The sequence below is a fragment of the Balneolaceae bacterium genome, assembly GCA_034521445.1.
Taxonomy (GTDB): domain Bacteria; phylum Bacteroidota; class Rhodothermia; order Balneolales; family Balneolaceae; genus JAXHMM01.
This window is the reverse complement of sequence record JAXHMM010000005.1, coordinates 592098-608104: the sequence shown is the minus strand read 5'-3', so window position 1 is coordinate 608104 and position 16007 is coordinate 592098. Positions and strand designations below refer to the sequence as shown.

The following is a 16007-nucleotide window of genomic DNA, read 5'->3' as shown; positions in this document are numbered from 1 at the left end:
CCGCGCCTTCATCAACGACACCCCGGTCACTATCACCCTTCTGCGCCAGGTGGGCGACCGGCTGGTGGACCTCCACGGGCAGCACGACCACCAGATGCTGCTTCGCGAGGAGCACCACCGTGGCGTGGTGGATGCCTTCGGGAACCTGGACGAGCTGCTGGCCGACTACCGGGAAACCTACGACCGCATGCGCGGGCTTCGGAGCGAACTCAGGAAGCTGCGCAAACGCGAGTCGGAGCTGGAGGAGAAGCGTGAGCTCTACAGCTTCCAGGTAAAGGAACTTGAGGAGGCCCAGATCGAACCGGGCGAAGAGGAGGAGCTGGAGGCGGAGATGAACCTGCTGGACAACGCCGAAGAATTGGACGAGAAGGCGGCGGCCGTGGTGGAAATGGGCGGCGGCGACGAGGGAGCGTCATGGAACTGCTCAACCGCATGAAACTGCACTTGGAGGATATGGCGCGCATCGAACCCGAATTCGAGACCTACCTGGAGGAGCTCTCCTCGGCGCGTATCAGTATTCAGGAAACCGTCAGCTTTACCGAACGCTACCGCTCCGGCATCGAGTTCAATCCTCGACGCCTGGAGGAGCTGCGCAGCCGTCTGTCGGAGCTGAACCGCCTTCGTAAAAAATACAGCCCGTACCCTGCCCGAGTTGGTCAACTATCTCCGGGAGATCAAAAAAGAGCTCAACCTGGCGGAGAACTTCGACCTTGAAATCGAGAAGAAGGAGAAGGAGATCGACAAGGTCTCCGGGCAGCTGAAAGAACGGGCGGCGGCTCTGCACGAGCGCCGCCTGGAGGTGGGCGAGAAACTCTCCGGGGCCATCGAGGAGGAGCTCGCCTCTCTGGGCATCCCCGACGCCAGCCTGGAGGTACAGGTGTCGTGGCATCGAGGCCGACGAGGGGTGGATCCAGATCGACGGCACCCCGGTGGAGTGCACCGAGCACGGCTCGGACCGCGTTTCTCTCTTTATCTCCACCAACAAGGGGGAGGCGCCCAAACCCCTGGCCAAGATCGCCTCAGGCGGGGAGATCAGCCGCGTGATGCTGGCCCTCAAATCCATCCTGGCCCGCGAGCAGTCCCTGCCCGTGATGATCTTCGACGAAATTGACAACGGCATCAGCGGACATATTTCCGAGAAGGTGGGGCGCACCATGCGGCGCCTCTCCTCCCGCTGCCAGATCATCGCCATCACCCACCAGCCGCAGATCGCCAGCCAGGCCCACAGCCACTACCGCGTGGAGAAAATGGAGTCCGGCGGCAGAACGGTGACACGTATCGTGCCCCTTTCGGAACAGGAGCATGTGCGGGAGGTGGCGGGACTGATGAGCGGGGAGGACATCACCGACGCCGCGCTGGAGAGTGCCCAGGAACTCATCGAAAAGAATTCTTCACGTAACTGACCGGCTCTGTCGGACGGGAACACTCGGCGCCGCATGCGACTTGCAAGGAAGCCGCACGAACGCTAATCTCTTTCCAACCCACATTTTTGCCCCCATGTCCAAGCAACACTCCGAGCGATTCGTCACCCTGGTCAACGACGCCCTCACCCGCGTGGAGGAGATAACCCCGGAGGAGGTGCAGGAGAAACTGGACAAGAAGGACGACTTCCGGCTGATTGACGTGCGCGAGCGCGAGGAGTGGGAGGAGGCCCGCATCGCAGGCGCGGAGTACCTGGGCAAGGGCGTGATAGAGCGCGACATCGAAGAGGAGGCCGACGTGGATACGGAGATGGTTCTCTACTGCGGAGGAGGATACCGCTCCGCACTGGCGGCCGACAACCTCCAGAAAATGGGATACAGGGACGTCAAATCGCTCAAAGGGGGCTTCCGCTCCTGGAACGAGGCGGGCCTGCCCATCGAGAAAAGGGATCATAGGACTAGGATCTTCTGACTAGCCTTATAGATGCCATGAAGAAACAGATCCTCGTGTACGGCAGATTAGGGAGTCACGACGGAAGTGCGGCTTCCAGCAGTTCCGCCGGATGGAGCGCGCGTTCGCCCGTCCCGTCGCGGATCTGATGGCGGCAGGAGAAACCGGGTGCGCAGATTATAGTCTCTTCACGCTCTTGTACGGACGATTGCCGTATGGCAGGGAAGAGTCGCTGCCCGCCGATCTGCATGGAGAGTTCGTATTTGTCGGCCTCGTAGCCGAAGCTGCCCGCCATGCCGCAGCATCCGGTGTCGGCCGCCTCAGGCCGGTAGCCCGCCTGTGAAAGGGCTTCCAGCACGGGACCGTTGCCGGTCAGGGCTTTGGTGTGGCAGTGACCGTGCAGGAGTACTGCCGCCTTCTCCCTGTCGGTGCGCCACGCCGGCTGGAGGGGGTGGTCTCCGGATAGCAGAAACTCCTCCAGCAGGAAACTACGGTCTGCCAGTTTCCGGGCCTGCTCCAGCATGTCGTCGGGAGAGAGGTCGAGGTACTCATCGCGCAGGGTGAGCAGCTCGGAGGGTTCCAGGCCCACCACCGGGATGCCCTGTGCGGCGAGGGCGTGGAGACGGGGAATGTTTTCGAGGGACAGCTCTCGGGCCCGGTCCATGAGTCCCTTCGATATCTGCGGGCGTCCCGTTTCGGTGACGCCGTCGCAGATCACCCGGTAGCCGAGCGCTTCCAGCACGCGGACGGCCGAGCGGGCAATCTGCGGTTCGTGGTAATTGGTAAAGAGGTCGTTCAACAGGTAGACCGCCGGGCGCTTCTCTACGTCGGTGCCGCCTTCCCGGCGTTCTTCCCACCAGTCCGTGAACGTCTGCCGGGCGAAGCGGGGCAGGGTGCGGCGCCGGTCGATGCCAAGCAGTCGGTAGAGCATCTCCTTGCCGGCCGGCGAGGCCAGCAGTGCATTGCTCAGACGGGGGAAGCGCGCGGCCAGGGGATAGAGACGCCCTGCCTGCCCGAAGAAGCGTTCGGTCCGCGTGATCCCATGCTCACGGTGCCAGCCATGGGTGAACTCGGCCTTCATCCGCGCCATGTCCACGTTGGCCGGGCATTCGCTTTTGCATGCCTTGCAGCTCAGGCATAGGGAGAGGGCGTCATGCAGCTCCTCCGACCGGAAGGCTTCGGGACCTTCGCCCGCGAATAGCTGGCGGAAGAGGTTGGCGCGCCCCCGAGTGCTGTCCTTCTCCTCGCGGGTGGCCATATAGGAGGGACACATGGTGCCCCCGCTTCCGGCCAGCTTGCGGCAGACGCCGGCGCCGTTGCAGAGCTCCAGGGCGCGGTCGAAGCCGCCCTCCCGGCGCCAGGCGAAGACGGTGTCCGCCTCCATCGCCCGGGGACGGGTGGGCCGGCGCAGGTCCACCCCCAGGGGCTTGGGCTCGATGATTTTGCCGGGGTTGAAGCGGTAGTTGGGATCCCAAAGTTCTTTCACCTGCCGCAGCAGGGGCATCATCTCCGTGCCCAGCACCTTCTCGATGTAGGGCGCCCGGACGCGTCCGTCACCGTGCTCCCCGGAGAGGGAGCCGCGGTAGCTGCGCACCAGGGAGGCCACCTCTTCCGCCATGGCCCGCATCTTCTCCACACCCTCCGGGTTCTCTATGTCGATAACCGGTCGCAGGTGCAGCTCGCCCACCGAGGCGTGGGCGTAGAAGACGCAGTCGGTGCCGTATTTGTCCAGCAGCCGGCGGAAATCGGCCACGTAATCCGGCAGGTCCTCCACGCGCACCGCGGTGTCCTCGCAGAAAGAAGGCGAGCGTTCCTCGCTTCCAAGTCCCATCAGCAGTCCCAGCCCCGCCTTTCGCAGCTCCCACACGCGCCGGATGTCACCCGAATCGTCGAGTACCGGGGCGGCCTCGCAGAGTCCTTTTTCGCGCAGCAGGGCAACCACCTCCTCCGCACGCTCACGCAGCCGAGCGGGATCGTCGCCGTCGAACTGGGTGATGAGAATGGCGCGCGGCTCTCCCTCCAGGAAGAAGCGGTTTTTCTGCTGCTCCAGGTTGCCCCGGGTGGCCTCCAGGATGATGTCGTCCACCAGCTCCACCGCGGAGGGGCCGTGCCGGACAATCTCCACGGTGGCCTCCATGGCCGCTTCGATGGAGTCGAAATGGGGCACCACCATGCAGCGGTGGGGATCCTGCGGGACCAGCCGTACGGTGGCGGAGGCGGTTATGGCCAGGGTGCCCTCGCTTCCGCAGAGCAGCTCGGCCAGGTTGAAGGGCGGTCCGCCGGGTTCGAAGGGGGCCATCCGGCAGAGGCGGTCCAGCGCGTAGCCCGTGTTGCGGCGCAGGATGTCGGGGTGCGGATAGGCCTCCAGGATGGCCTCGCGGTTGCGGCGCACCAGCTCCGTCATGCCCCGGTAGATATAGCCCTCCAGGCTGTCGAGCTGCTTCTTGGCCTCCAGCTCGGCGGGGGTCAGGGGACCGAAAACGGCGCGGCTGCCGTCGCTGAGCACCGCTTCTATTTCCAGGATGTGGTCGCGGGTGGTGCCGTATTTTACCGAGTGGATGCCGCAGGAGTTGTTGCCGATCATCCCGCCCAGCATGCAGCGGCTGGTGGTGGCTGTATCGGGACCGAAGAGCAGACCGTGCTGCGCCGCGGCGCGGTTGAGGCTGTCGCGGATCACCCCGGGCTGCACGCGGGCGGTGCGCTGGTCGGGGTCCAGTTCCAGCAGGCCCGTCATGTGACGGGAGACGTCCATGATGACGCCCTCTCCGGTGGCCTGTCCTGCCAGGCTGGTGCCCGCACTCCGTGCGGTAAGGGAGAAGTCCTCGTCGGCCGCCCGCCGTACGAGTGCCTGTATCTCCGCGGCGTCGTGGGGGAAGGCCACGCCCCGGGGCAGCTCCTCGTACATGGACGCGTCGTTGGCGTACAGCAGCCTGGTCTGGCGATCCCGGTGCACGCGCGGAGTAACAGCGTCGGTTGGGTTCATAGGCCAAAGGTTTGCTGGGCGCGGCGCACAATCTCGTCGCCTATGGCCAGTCCGGCCGTGGCCGCGGGACTGGGGGCGTTGAGCACGTGGATCTCCCGGCGGCTCTGCTCGAAGCGGAAATCGTCCAGGATGCTCCCGTCGGGCAGCATGGCCATGGCACGTACGCCGGCCGGGGACGCTTCCAGGTCGCTGGTTTCGATGGAGGGGATCAGCTTCTGCAGGCCGCGGACGAAGGCGCGCTTGGAGAAGGAGCGGTAGAGTTCGTCCATGCCCTTGCGCCAGTGTTCGAAGGCCAGTTTCCAGAAACCGGGGAAGTTGACGGTCTCGATGGTGTCCTCCAGGTCGAAGGAGGTGCGTGTGTAGCCCTCACGCTTGAAGGCGAGCACAGCATTGGGGCCGCACTCCACCCCGCCCAGTACCATCTTGGTAAAGTGCACGCCCAGGAAAGGAAAGTCGGGATCGGGAATGGGGTAGACCAGCCCGTTGACCATGTGCCGGGCGTGCTCCCCGAGCTCGTAGTACTCACCCCGGAAGGGGACGATCTGTACGGGCGTGGAGACCCCGGCCGATTCGGCCACGTGGTCGCTGTGCAGCCCGGCGCAGTTTACCAGGTATTTCGAACGGAAGGTGTCGCTGCCGGTGCGCACCTCCAGGTCGCCGTCGCGCCGGTGCACCGCGAGCACCTCCTGTTCCAGGCGCACCTGCTGTCCACGCGCCTCAAGCAGTTCGCGCAGCTTCTCGCACATGCCGGTGAAGTCCACGATCCCCGAGCAGGGCACGTGGATGGCCTTCAGGCCGCGCACGTAGGGCTCGATCTCGCGAATCTCCTCGGCGTCGATGATGCGGATGCCCTCGATGCCGTTAACCGTGCCGGTATGATAGATTTTTTCCATACGCGGGATCTCCTCTTCACTGGTGGCCACAATCACTTTGCCGCAGATCTCGTAGGCCACCCCGTGCTCCTCGCAAAAGTCCACCAGCTGGTGCCGCCCGTCCACACAGTTGCGGGCCCGGTAGGAGTGGGGTTTGTAGTAGATGCCCGAGTGGATTACCCCGGAGTTGTTGCCCGTCTGGTGGGCGGCCACACGGTCCTCCTTCTCGAGGACCGTGATGTTCATGTCGGGGTACTTCCGGGCGAGTTTCCAGGCGGCGGAGAGGCCGACGATGCCGGCGCCCACAATGATGACGTCGTGATTCATGCAGGGAATGCTGGGGACTTCAATGGGGTTGGATTTTGGTCACGCCGCCAATATACAAAAATGATGGTCCACCGTGCATCGCACGGGCCGGCGCGGGAGGCGCCCCGGCGGGCTCTACGGCCCCACCCGGTCCACGGTCTTTTTGTATATTGCAGGCCCGAACCCACTCCAAGGAAATGCTGTATTGGCTTATGAGACACCTGAACATCCTCGCACTGGCTTGCATGGCCTTGCTCATTCTCGCTTCCTGCGGTGAGAAAACCGAAGCCGATTACGTGGAGGAGGCCGTCTTCACCGACCTGGAGGGAGAGGAGGTGGCGGTGTCCGATTTCCAGGGTAAGGTGGTGCTCATCGATTTCTGGGAGACCTGGTGCTCGCCCTGCCTGGCCACCTTCCCGGTGCTGCAGAAACTGGTGGAGGAGTATCCTGACCGCTTTGCCGTGCTGGCGGTTACCCCGGGTTTCACCGATACGGTGGAGGACGCCCGACGGTTTGCCAGCGAAAACGACTACGATTTTCATTTCCTGATGGACTCCAGCGGTCTGCACACCAAGCTGGGTGTTCAGGGCATACCTTTTAAAGTGTACGTGGATGCCGGGGGCGAATTTATCGAGAAATCCATGGGCAGTTACGGACCGGAGAAGGAGTACCAGGTGGTCCGCGACCTGATCGAGAAGCACAGCTCCCCGGTTGCCGAACAGCAGGAAAATCTGAGTCACTTTCCTCTTGAGAGGAGAGCGGAAAACCGTTAATTTGCGAGACTTTAACACACAACCCAAGCCATACACGGATTCATGTCACAGCAAGTCAAAGAGAAACTTCCCTACAAAGTAAAAGACATCGGCCTGGCTGAATTCGGCCGCAAGGAGATTCGCCTTGCGGAAGCCGAGATGCCTGGCCTGATGGCCCTGAGAGAGGAGTATGCCAACGAGCAGCCACTGAAAGGCGCCCGGATTGCCGGCTGCCTGCACATGACCGTGCAGACGGCGGTGCTCATCGAAACGCTGGTTGAGCTGGGCGCACAGGTGCAGTGGTCCTCCTGCAACATTTTTTCCACGCAGGACCACGCCGCGGCCGCCATCGCCGATACCGGCGTGCCCGTCTACGCCTGGAAAGGGGAGACCGAAGAGGAGTACACCTGGTGCATCGAGCAGACGATTTTCTTCGAGGATGGTGAACCGCTGAACATGATTTTGGACGACGGCGGCGACCTGACAGCGCTGGTCCATGACGAGTATCCCGAGCTGCTCAACGGCATTCGGGGCATCTCTGAGGAGACCACCACCGGCGTGAACCGCCTCTACCGCATGGCCAAGGAAGGCACCCTCGGCGCCCCGGCCATCAATGTGAACGACTCGGTTACCAAATCGAAATTCGACAACAAGTACGGCTGCCGGGAGTCCTGCGTGGACGCCCTTCGCCGCGCCACCGACGTGATGCTGGCCGGCAAGGTGGCCGTGGTCGCCGGCTTCGGCGATGTAGGCAAGGGATCCGCCGCCTCGCTGCGTGGAGGCGGTGCCCGCGTGATCGTTACCGAAATTGATCCCATCTGCGCCCTTCAGGCCGCGATGGAGGGCTACGAGGTGAAAAAGATGGACGACGCGGTCAAGGAGGCTGACATCGTCATCACCGCCACCGGCAACAAGGATATTCTGACCGAGCGCCACTTCAAGGCGATGAAAGACAAAACCATCATCGGCAATATCGGCCACTTCGACAACGAGATCGACGTGGCTTGGCTGAAAGGCAACGCCGAGCGCGACACCATCAAGCCGCAGGTGGACCTCTTCCGCCTGGACAGCGGCAAGGAACTCATCCTGCTGTCCGAAGGCCGCCTGATGAACCTGGGCAACGCCACCGGTCACCCCTCCTTCGTGATGTCCAACAGCTTCACCAACCAGACGCTGGCGCAGATCGCCCTCTGGAACCGTCCGGAGGACTTCGAGCTGGATGTCAGCGTGCTGCCCAAGGACCTCGACGAAAAAGTGGCCCGCCTCCACCTCGAGAAAATCGGCGTGGAGCTCGAGGAGCTGACCGAAGAACAGGCCGAGTACATCGGCGTGCCGAAGGAAGGCCCTTACAAGCCCGAGCACTACCGTTACTGATCCATTGCACAAGCCAACGTATGGAAAGCCCCATTCATAAACCGGATGGGGCTTTTCTTTTAATAAAGCCCGAATAAGCCATGCCCGATACCCAGAAAAAGGACATCAACATCACCGTGGAACTGGATGAGGAGGATATTCCCACCAGCATCCTCTGGAATGCCAGCGACCTGCAGGGACAGGACGTGGCCGAATGCCGCGCTATGCTGCTTTCGATGTGGGACCCGCAGCGAAAGGACACCCTGCGGCTGGACCTGTGGACGCGCGATATGACCGTCGACGAGATGAAGATTTTTTTCCACCAGACGCTGGTGACCATGGCCGACACCCTGGAGAATTCCACCGAGGAGACCGACATGGCGGAGGATATGCGTGATTTTACGGCCTACTTTGCCGACAAGATGGAAATCGCGGGGTAGGCTTCTATTCTTCGGTGTTGCGGGGGCTCATAACACCGGAATCTCTTCACGGAGTATATCTTCACGGAGGGCAGGTTTAATGGCGTCGTACTCGACCAGATCTACCTTTAAATTTAGATGATCCTCCAGTTCCTGCTGTAGTCCCACGAATTCCAATAAACTTATTTTTTTATCGATTTTTACCAGCAGGTCTACATCTCCGACGTTCTCCTCTCCTCGTGCTGAAGACCCGAAGATTCCTGCCTTTTGTATCCCATACTTGTGTAAGATGGGAGTAATTTGCTCTTTTAGCTCTTCAATATTCATGGTTAAAGAGGCATATTACTGTTACACTGCTTTCCAATATAACAAATATCTTGTTTAGGAAGGTCTGCCTGGCGGGGATATTCATTTACCGGTAGGCGATGGATCCGAAGGAAACAGCACTCTCGCGCTCCTGCTCGTCCCATATCTCGTAGTTGATCAGCTCGCCCTTCAGGTCGGGCAAGGTGTGCATGAGCGTATAAAGAGGGGGGAAGCCGCAGATGCGATAGGGGTCGTACTCCTCTTTCATATGGGCCAGCAGCTCCCCGCGCCGGTTTTCAACGGCATGGTCGAGGAAACGGGCGTCGAACTCCCGGATTTCGTCAAACATGGTGTCGGCCGCCCGGTCGTCCCCGAACTTGCGTCCCACGTGAGCCAGGTCACCGCTGACCAGGAAGAGGGTGTTCCCGTCGCCAGCGAACGTCTCCCGCAGCACGTCCGAAAAGCCGGCCACGCTCTCCCCGAGAAAACCGTCATCCTTGTAGTATAGCTCGTCGAAACCGTTGACCAGGATGGGCACGATTTGAAAATCGTGGTCCCACAGGTGATTCAGGAATACCAGGTGCAGCTCGATGCTGTGCTCCATGCGGTGAGCGCGATCGCTGGCGGTCACGCCCAGGTTCTTGTCGGCCTCGGCCAGCCGTTCCAGGGACTCGCGGTCGGCCGGCACAAGGCCGTTGGGCATCTCGAAGTCCTTGTCAACCAGGATGTAGGGACGATTTTTGTACCGCTCGGGGTAGAGGCCGGCGTAGTGGGAGGTAGCCAGCATGACCACGCGCTCCGGCCGCTGCTCCGCGATGCGGGAAAAGGCCCCGGCGTAGACGTCGAGGGAGACCCGCGGGTCGATATGCGGGGCGTAGAGGGCTCGGACGGGATTTTCGTCCCGGGTTGAGGCATCCTTTCCCTGCTTGGGCTTGCCATCTACCGGCTGATCGTTTCGCTTCTGGAAGGCCTCATCCAGCAGCGCGTGCAGCTCCTCCGGGTCGGCCGGGTAGCTCCCGCCGGCGGTCACCGATGCGTGGGTGCGGGAGGATTCGTAGTCCGATTCCACCTTTTCGCGGTAGTCGTCAAGGTAGGCGGAGTTCAGCAGGCGTTTTTCGTCCAGAAACTGTACGAACTCCAGCAGATGATCCGTGGTCACGTCCTCGCCGAGAAAGGGTTTGAGATCCTCTACGCTTTTGCGACCGTCGAACAGAGACAGCAGAGTCTGCACCTGGGCGTTGAGGGCCAGGTCGTCGGGCACGTAGCCCATCATGTCGTGCACGTAGAGGTAAGAGTCCCCGTTCTGGCTGACGGGCACCAGGGAGATTTCCCGCCGCACCCCGGGAATGGGCTTGTCCTTGGAGTTGAAGAGCTCGTTGTTTGCCGCCATGCCGCTAGCCTTCCTCCCGCATTTCCCGGCATTCGCAGTGCACGCCGTACGTTTTGCAGACGGGATGGTCCGGCGGCTCGGAGATGCGGGCCTTGCATGCGTTGCGCCCGTGGTGGATCATAAGATGGGAGAGGTTGGTCCAGTGTTCCCGGGGGAAGAGAGCCATCAGGTCGCGCTCGATCTTGTCGGTGTTCTTCTCGTGTTCGGTCAGTCCGAAGCGGTTGGACAGGCGCCGCACGTGGGTGTCCACCACCACCCCCACATTGGTATCGAAGGCGTTGCCCAACACCACGTTGGCCGTCTTGCGCGCCACCCCGTAGAGCTCCAGCAGGTCTTCCATAGTGTCGGGCACCTTGCCGCCGTGCTTCTCCACGATGGCCTGGGAAGACTGCTTGAGCGCCTTGGCCTTGTTCCGGTAGAATCCCGTGGATCGCACCAGCTCCTGCAGCTCCTCCTCCGGAGCCTGGGCCATCTCCTCGGCGGTGCCGTAGGTCTCGAACAGTTCGGGGGTCACCTTGTTAACCCGCACATCGGTGCACTGGGCGCTCAGGATGGTGGCGATAAGAAGTTCAAAAGCGTTGCGGTGATCCAGCGCGCAGTTTGGTTGGGGATAGTGCTCGTAAAGGGCGTCCAGGATTTCCAGCGCGCGCTTTTTCTCCTTTTCGCTCTTCTCGGGCAGCTTGGGAAGCTTGTTTTTCTCCTTGGTCTTGGGAGCCATGTCGGGGGGATTCCGGTCAAAATTGGCCCACGTAAAATGGCAAAGTGCGGGGACATTCACAATGCGGCGGCCGGCAGGTCCCGCCTATGCCGGAACGCTGAATTCCACGGCGCAATTGCCTACCTTTTCCGACGTCAGCAAACCCAATTCCAGCATGAGCGATACCGACAACCAACCCCGCAAGCTGGTCGGCAGCCCCTACGCCTGGGGCGTGCTGGGACTGCTGACGCTTATCTACATCAGCAGCTTTGTGGACCGGCAGATCATTGCCGTCCTGGCCACGCAGATCCAGCAGGAACTCAGCCTCAGCAACCTGCAGGTGGGCGCGCTCTACGGCACGGCCTTTTCGCTGATCTACGCCGCCTGCGGTATTCCCATGGGCTGGCTGGCTGACCGCGGTTCCCGCAAGCGCATTATCATCGCAGGACTGGTGACCTGGAGCCTGATGACGGCGGTCAGCGGCTTCGCCACCTCGCTTGCCTTCCTGGTGGTGGCCCGCCTGCTGGTTGGCGTGAGCCAGTCGGCCCTCAGTCCGGCTGTTTACTCCCTGCTGGCCGATTACTTCCGTCCCGATCAACGCGCCACCGTCTATTCCATCTACGCTTCGGGCATCTTTGTTGGCATCGGCACGGCCTACCTTGCCGGCGGCGCGGTAGCCCAGGCCTACGACTGGCGCACGGCGCTGATCGCCGTGGGACTCCCCGGGCTGCTCATTGCAGCCCTGGCCTGGTGGCTGATTCGTGAGCTTCCGCGTGGAATCGCCCATCTGGAAGAGGCGTCTGCCGGGAGCAACGGGGAGGCGGCGTCCGCCCGCCGCTTCGAAACCGCCCTGCCCTTCCGGCAGGTTATCCGCTACCTGATGGCCAAGCGCACCCTGCTCTGGCACTTCCTGGGCTTCTCCTTCCTTGCCTTCACCGGTTACGTCGTGCTGGGATTTGTGGGTACCGTGCTCACGGAGGTGCATGGCGCGGGCGAGCTCATCCCGCACTACGGCTGGTTCATGCTGGCCACCGGCGGCAGCGTGATGCTTGCCGGGAGGATGGCCGACCGGCTGGCCCGGCGGTGGGGACCTTCCTTCCGTTTCGTGATGGGGATGGTGGCCGGACTGGCCTGCCTGCCGCTCTACTACGCCGGACTCTTCGCGGGGTCGGGAACGGCGGCCCTGGTGGGCATCGGACTGGCAAACGTGATTTCCTCCTCCTACAACGGGGTGGCCGCCGCTCTCATCCAGTACCTTGTGCCGCCCAACATGCGGGCGGTGGCCGGCTCCCTCTATCTCTTCGTGATCAGTGTGGTGGGCTTCGGGGTGGGTCCCCCGCTCACCGGCTGGCTCATGGATGCGGTCTTTACCGGGCCCTACGGGCCATCAAAGGCGCTCATGACGGTGATTGCCGCCTGCGGCGTGCTGGGCACCGCCTGCTTCCTGGCGGCCATGAAACACTACGGGGAGGACGCCGAAGGAGGGTAGGGCATTCTAATCCTTCATCTCGCTGAGCGCCTGGCTTATTTTCTGCAGGGAATCCTTGGCGTCGCCGAAGAACATCTGGTTCTTGTCGGCATAAAAGAGCTCGTTGTCGATGCCGGCGAAACCCGGGCTCAGGCTGCGCTTGAAGATGATGGTGCGCCGGGCCTCGTCCACGTTCATGATGGGCATGCCGTAGATGGGGCTGCCCGGATTGGTTTTGGCGGCGGGATTGACCACGTCGTTGGCCCCGATGATAAGCACCACGTCGGTGGACTTGAATTCGGTATTGATCTGCTCCATGTCGTAGAGCTGGTCGTAGGGCACGTCCGCCTCGGCCAGCAGCACGTTCATGTGTCCCGGCATGCGTCCCGCGACGGGATGGATGCCGTATTTCACGGTTACGCCCTTTTTCTCCAGCTTGTCGGCCACCTCCTTGAGCACGTGCTGAGCCTGGGCCACCGCCAGCCCGTAGCCGGGCACGATCACCACCTTGTCGGAATAGGTGCACTGCAGGGCCACGTCCTCGGCGGTTGTCTCATGGACGGTCCGGTCGGTATCGGCGGCGGGACTGCCTCCGCCGGAGGAATCGCCCCCGAAGGCCCCGAAGAGCACGTTGGCCAGGCTGCGGTTCATGGCTACGCACATGATGTTGGTGAGGATCAGTCCTGCAGCCCCCACCAGCGCGCCGCTGATGATCAGCAGGTTGTTGTTGATCACGAAGCCGGCCATGGAGGCGGCGATGCCCGAGAAGGAGTTAAGCAGGGAGATGACCACCGGCATGTCGGCCCCGCCGATCGGAATCACGATCAGTACCCCGAGCAGCAGGGCGACGCCGTAGAGGGTCCAGAAAACCGTCATAAACGCCGGGTCGACAGCAAACCACCCGATCAGTCCCAGCGAGCCGAACGTCAGCACCAGGTTGAAAATATTTTGTCCGGGGAAGGTGATGGGGTTGCCGCTGATGAATCCCTGCAGCTTGCCGAAGGCTATGAAACTGCCGGTGAAGGTAATGGAGCCGATCACGATGCTGAGTCCGATGGTCACCAGGTCCTGTGCCCCGAACGCTATCGCCGGTTCGGCGGCGCGGGCGAACTCACCCCAGGCCACCAGGGCGGAGGCGCCGCCCCCGAAGCCGTTGAAGATGGCCACCATTTCGGGCATGGCCGTCATCTGGACCGTGCGGGCGGCGAAGACTCCAATCGCTCCGCCGATGAGCACACCCGCGATGATAAACTGGTAGGAGACAATCTGCTGGTCGAAGAGCGTCACGATTACGCCGATCAGCATGCCGAGGGCCGCCATCTGGTTGCCCGATCGGGCGGTGGCCGGCGATCCCAGTCGTTTGATGCCCACGATAAAAAAGCCGGTGGCCACCAGGTAGGTGAGCTGGATCAGGTCGGGAAGCAGGGCCTGTACGGAGGGGGGGAAGAGCTCACTCATCGGCGTCCTCCTTCTTTTTCTTCTTGAACATCTCGAGCATCCTGTCGGTCACCAGGAATCCTCCCACCACGTTGATGGTGGCGAAGATGATGGCGGCCATGCCGATATATTGTCCCATGGTGTCCCCCACCTGTCCGGCGACCACCAGGGCGCCGATGAGGGTAATGCCCGAGATGGCGTTGGCCCCCGACATGAGGGGCGTGTGCAGGGTGGGCGGCACCTTCGAGATGAGCTCGAAGCCCACGAAGGAGGCCAGCACAAAAATAAAAAGGTTGAAAATGAGTCCGGACATGGGATCCTCCGTCAGTTGCTGTCGTGGTCCTTCAGCATGGGGGAGACGATCTCCCCGTTGTGCGTAATGGTGGTATTGAGGGTGATCTCGTCCTCGAAGTCCAGCACCAGCTCGCCTTCCGGCAGCAGGTGGTTCAGCAGGGCCTGCATGTTTTTGGCGTAGAGCTGGCTGGCGTGGTAGGCGAGGGAGCTGGGCAGGTTGAGCGGTCCTACTATTTTCACCCCGCCTGCATCCACGGTCTCGCCCGCCTCCGTCAGGGCGCAGTTTCCGCCCTGTTCGGCGGCCAGATCTACGATCACCGCGCCCGGGTGCATGTCGCCCACCATCGCTTCGGTGATCAGCAGGGGCGCCTTCTTGCCCGGAACCAGGGCGGTGGTAATGACGATATCCGATTTGGCGGCGTGTTTGTGGATGACCTGGCGCTGGCGTTCCTGCTCGTCCTCCGCCAGTTCCTTGGCGTAGCCTCCTTCGGTTTCGGTGTCGGCCCCGGCCGAAGGCACCTCCACAAAGGTGGCGCCCAGGCTCTCCACCTGCTCCTTGACGGCGGGACGTATGTCGAAGGCCTCCACGCGGGCACCCAGACGCTTGGCCGTGGCAATGGCCTGCAGGCCGGCCACGCCCGCGCCCAGTACCAGCACCTTGGCGGGCGGGATGGTGCCGGCTGCGGTCATCATCATGGGCAGGTAGCGGTCAAGTTCCTGCGCCCCGATCAGCGCCGCCTTGTAACCGGCGATGGAGCTCATGGAGGAGAGCACGTCCATATTCTGCGCCCGGGAGATACGCGGGATGGCGTCCATGCCCAGGGCAGTGATATTCCGGTCCTTGAGGTAGTCCACCAGCTCCGGTTCCTGCAGGGCCCAGAGCAGGCAGATAAGCAGGCTCCCTTCGGAGAGGCGGTCGAGGTCGGCCTGCGGGGGGCACTGAATGGCGATGAGGATATCGGCCTGCCGGAAGAGCTCCTCGCGGCCGTCGGCGATCTCCGCGCCCGCCTCCTCATAGGCACGGTCGGGATAGTTTGAGGCGGTTCCGGCGCCGCTTTCGATGAGCAGGCGGTGGCCTTTGTCGGCCAGCTTGCCGGCAATCTCGGGCGTCAGGGCCACGCGTTTCTCGCGGTCGCCGGTTTCTTTGGGAACGGCCAGATTCACTTCACCCTCCGTGTTTGGTTCTACGGTACAAACATAGCGAAATGGCCCGGTTTTGCAAACCGGATTGTGCAGGGGGGAAGGACCTTTCTTGCCGTGATATGGCGGATGAGGCAGGCTGTACGCTTAAGATAGACCTATTCTCAGCTTCTTCTCCAAGGTCATGCCTAGCTGTCCTTCTCGTATTTTTTTATTCGCTGTAATTCATCTACATCTGCTTTGTCACGTAATCGGCCCGTCAACATTTTGTTGATCACCAGTTCATTAAACCCGAGAAAATTTACTTCCAGTCCTTCTGAAATTTCGAAAAGGATGCTATTCTTGGATGCTTCTTGATAGTCGACTCCCGTAATAGCATTAAAGACATCCACTTGAATAGGTTCTTCGCCTAATCGAATGGCAAAGGGTTTCTTAAAATCGAGTTGGCTCAGGTAATGCATCCGAGTCCCTCACAGGTAACGCCGATGCTCCTTACATGGCCTTTACAGATCAATCTGGGTTTATTCTCTTTGGAGGGATTAATCCAAATATCCAGATCACCTGTGGTTCTTCCATATCCGTGAAAAATTACTGCATAACCGCCGGTGATAAGGTAATCTACCTCGTTGGCATTAAATGCTTGTAGGATCTGTTCAAAATTATTTGCCAGCGTCATCCGTGCGCGGTTCTATAATCTTGAATTTCCTCGAAATCTCGG

The 16007-nt window shown here is 61.6% G+C and carries 18 protein-coding genes; 8 read left to right on the top strand and 10 right to left on the bottom strand.

The annotated features are described in order from the left end of the window. The first annotated feature begins 49 nt into the window (after positions 1-49). The 4 genes from U5K31_06730 to U5K31_06715 all read left to right on the top strand — a co-directional run bounded on the left by U5K31_06730 (position 50) and on the right by U5K31_06715 (position 1893). Complete coding sequence (locus U5K31_06730) at positions 50-436, top strand: hypothetical protein (GenBank protein MDZ7772417.1); 387 nt, start codon at positions 50-52, stop codon at positions 434-436. After that, positions 415-714: a hypothetical protein gene (locus U5K31_06725; protein ID MDZ7772416.1), complete on the top strand. Its 300-nt coding sequence runs from the start codon at positions 415-417 to the stop codon at positions 712-714. The genes U5K31_06730 and U5K31_06725 overlap by 22 nt, the downstream gene beginning before the upstream one ends. 215 nt (positions 715-929) lie before the next feature. Beyond that, positions 930-1403: an AAA family ATPase gene (locus tag U5K31_06720; GenBank protein MDZ7772415.1), complete on the top strand. Its 474-nt coding sequence runs from the start codon at positions 930-932 to the stop codon at positions 1401-1403. A 94-nt stretch (positions 1404-1497) separates the two neighbouring features. Beyond that, the gene (locus U5K31_06715; protein ID MDZ7772414.1) at positions 1498-1893 is read left to right on the top strand and encodes a rhodanese-like domain-containing protein; all 396 of its coding nucleotides are present in this window, start codon (positions 1498-1500) and stop codon (positions 1891-1893) included. Between the two features lie 55 nt (positions 1894-1948). Here the strand turns inward: U5K31_06715 and U5K31_06710 are convergent, their stop codons facing one another. Then, positions 1949-4855 carry an FAD-linked oxidase C-terminal domain-containing protein gene (locus U5K31_06710; GenBank protein ID MDZ7772413.1) on the bottom strand — a complete coding sequence of 969 codons (2907 nt, stop codon included), beginning with the start codon at positions 4853-4855 and terminating at the stop codon, positions 1949-1951. Next, complete coding sequence (gene lhgO, locus U5K31_06705; GenBank protein MDZ7772412.1) at positions 4852-6054, bottom strand: L-2-hydroxyglutarate oxidase; 1203 nt, start codon at positions 6052-6054, stop codon at positions 4852-4854. Before lhgO ends, U5K31_06710 begins: the two co-directional genes overlap by 4 nt. A gap of 191 nt (positions 6055-6245) precedes the next feature. Here lhgO and U5K31_06700 point away from each other — a divergent pair, with 191 nt between their 5' ends. The 3 genes from U5K31_06700 to gldC all read left to right on the top strand — a co-directional run bounded on the left by U5K31_06700 (position 6246) and on the right by gldC (position 8578). Next, a complete protein-coding gene (locus tag U5K31_06700; GenBank protein MDZ7772411.1) occupies positions 6246-6806 on the top strand; it encodes a TlpA disulfide reductase family protein in 561 nt (186 codons plus the stop codon). Positions 6807-6848: 42 nt separating this feature from the next. Continuing rightward, complete coding sequence (gene ahcY / locus U5K31_06695; GenBank protein ID MDZ7772410.1) at positions 6849-8159, top strand: adenosylhomocysteinase; 1311 nt, start codon at positions 6849-6851, stop codon at positions 8157-8159. A gap of 80 nt (positions 8160-8239) precedes the next feature. After that, positions 8240-8578 (top strand): gliding motility protein GldC, encoded by a 339-nt coding sequence (gldC, locus tag U5K31_06690; GenBank protein ID MDZ7772409.1) that lies wholly within the window; start codon positions 8240-8242, stop codon positions 8576-8578. A gap of 27 nt (positions 8579-8605) precedes the next feature. Here gldC and U5K31_06685 read toward each other — a convergent pair whose 3' ends face one another. The 3 genes from U5K31_06685 to nth all read right to left on the bottom strand — a co-directional run bounded on the left by U5K31_06685 (position 8606) and on the right by nth (position 10971). Further along, positions 8606-8884: a nucleotidyltransferase family protein gene (locus tag U5K31_06685; protein ID MDZ7772408.1), complete on the bottom strand. Its 279-nt coding sequence runs from the start codon at positions 8882-8884 to the stop codon at positions 8606-8608. A gap of 85 nt (positions 8885-8969) precedes the next feature. Continuing rightward, positions 8970-10253, bottom strand: coding sequence for an AmmeMemoRadiSam system protein B (gene amrB, locus U5K31_06680; protein ID MDZ7772407.1), 1284 nt, complete (start codon positions 10251-10253; stop codon positions 8970-8972). Positions 10254-10257: 4 nt separating this feature from the next. Beyond that, positions 10258-10971, bottom strand: coding sequence for an endonuclease III (gene nth, locus U5K31_06675; protein MDZ7772406.1), 714 nt, complete (start codon positions 10969-10971; stop codon positions 10258-10260). 154 nt (positions 10972-11125) lie between these two features. On the opposite strand from nth, the gene U5K31_06670 reads away from it, so the two are divergent. Beyond that, complete coding sequence (locus tag U5K31_06670) at positions 11126-12439, top strand: MFS transporter (protein ID MDZ7772405.1); 1314 nt, start codon at positions 11126-11128, stop codon at positions 12437-12439. 6 nt (positions 12440-12445) lie between these two features. Here the strand turns inward: U5K31_06670 and U5K31_06665 are convergent, their stop codons facing one another. From U5K31_06665 to U5K31_06645, 5 genes are all read right to left on the bottom strand, one after another. Further along, positions 12446-13876: an NAD(P)(+) transhydrogenase (Re/Si-specific) subunit beta gene (locus U5K31_06665; protein MDZ7772404.1), complete on the bottom strand. Its 1431-nt coding sequence runs from the start codon at positions 13874-13876 to the stop codon at positions 12446-12448. Continuing rightward, entirely contained in the window at positions 13869-14168 is a 300-nt protein-coding gene (locus U5K31_06660; protein ID MDZ7772403.1) for an NAD(P) transhydrogenase subunit alpha, read from the bottom strand. The genes U5K31_06665 and U5K31_06660 overlap by 8 nt, the downstream gene beginning before the upstream one ends. A gap of 11 nt (positions 14169-14179) precedes the next feature. Further along, entirely contained in the window at positions 14180-15313 is a 1134-nt protein-coding gene (locus U5K31_06655) for a Re/Si-specific NAD(P)(+) transhydrogenase subunit alpha (protein ID MDZ7772402.1), read from the bottom strand. A gap of 164 nt (positions 15314-15477) precedes the next feature. Next, on the bottom strand, positions 15478-15750 hold the full coding sequence (locus tag U5K31_06650; protein MDZ7772401.1) for a hypothetical protein: 273 nt from the start codon (positions 15748-15750) through the stop codon (positions 15478-15480). Then, positions 15738-15965 carry a hypothetical protein gene (locus tag U5K31_06645; protein ID MDZ7772400.1) on the bottom strand — a complete coding sequence of 76 codons (228 nt, stop codon included), beginning with the start codon at positions 15963-15965 and terminating at the stop codon, positions 15738-15740. Before U5K31_06645 ends, U5K31_06650 begins: the two co-directional genes overlap by 13 nt. Between the last annotated feature and the right edge of the window lie 42 nt (positions 15966-16007).

Excerpts from the sequence above, each read along its gene's own strand:
- U5K31_06725 (MDZ7772416.1), top strand. The coding sequence starts at position 415 with ATGGAACTGCTCAACCGCATGAAACTGCACTTGGAGGATATGGCGCGC.
- U5K31_06715 (MDZ7772414.1), top strand. The coding sequence starts at position 1,498 with ATGTCCAAGCAACACTCCGAGCGATTCGTCACCCTGGTCAACGACGCC.
- U5K31_06710 (MDZ7772413.1), bottom strand. The coding sequence starts at position 4,855 with ATGAACCCAACCGACGCTGTTACTCCGCGCGTGCACCGGGATCGCCAG.
- lhgO (MDZ7772412.1), bottom strand. The coding sequence starts at position 6,054 with ATGAATCACGACGTCATCATTGTGGGCGCCGGCATCGTCGGCCTCTCC.
- U5K31_06700 (MDZ7772411.1), top strand. The coding sequence starts at position 6,246 with ATGAGACACCTGAACATCCTCGCACTGGCTTGCATGGCCTTGCTCATT.
- ahcY (MDZ7772410.1), top strand. The coding sequence starts at position 6,849 with ATGTCACAGCAAGTCAAAGAGAAACTTCCCTACAAAGTAAAAGACATC.
- gldC (MDZ7772409.1), top strand. The coding sequence starts at position 8,240 with ATGCCCGATACCCAGAAAAAGGACATCAACATCACCGTGGAACTGGAT.
- U5K31_06685 (MDZ7772408.1), bottom strand. The coding sequence starts at position 8,884 with ATGAATATTGAAGAGCTAAAAGAGCAAATTACTCCCATCTTACACAAG.
- amrB (MDZ7772407.1), bottom strand. The coding sequence starts at position 10,253 with ATGGCGGCAAACAACGAGCTCTTCAACTCCAAGGACAAGCCCATTCCC.
- nth (MDZ7772406.1), bottom strand. The coding sequence starts at position 10,971 with ATGGCTCCCAAGACCAAGGAGAAAAACAAGCTTCCCAAGCTGCCCGAG.
- U5K31_06670 (MDZ7772405.1), top strand. The coding sequence starts at position 11,126 with ATGAGCGATACCGACAACCAACCCCGCAAGCTGGTCGGCAGCCCCTAC.
- U5K31_06665 (MDZ7772404.1), bottom strand. The coding sequence starts at position 13,876 with ATGAGTGAGCTCTTCCCCCCCTCCGTACAGGCCCTGCTTCCCGACCTG.
- U5K31_06660 (MDZ7772403.1), bottom strand. The coding sequence starts at position 14,168 with ATGTCCGGACTCATTTTCAACCTTTTTATTTTTGTGCTGGCCTCCTTC.
- U5K31_06650 (MDZ7772401.1), bottom strand. The coding sequence starts at position 15,750 with ATGCATTACCTGAGCCAACTCGATTTTAAGAAACCCTTTGCCATTCGA.
- U5K31_06645 (MDZ7772400.1), bottom strand. The coding sequence starts at position 15,965 with ATGACGCTGGCAAATAATTTTGAACAGATCCTACAAGCATTTAATGCC.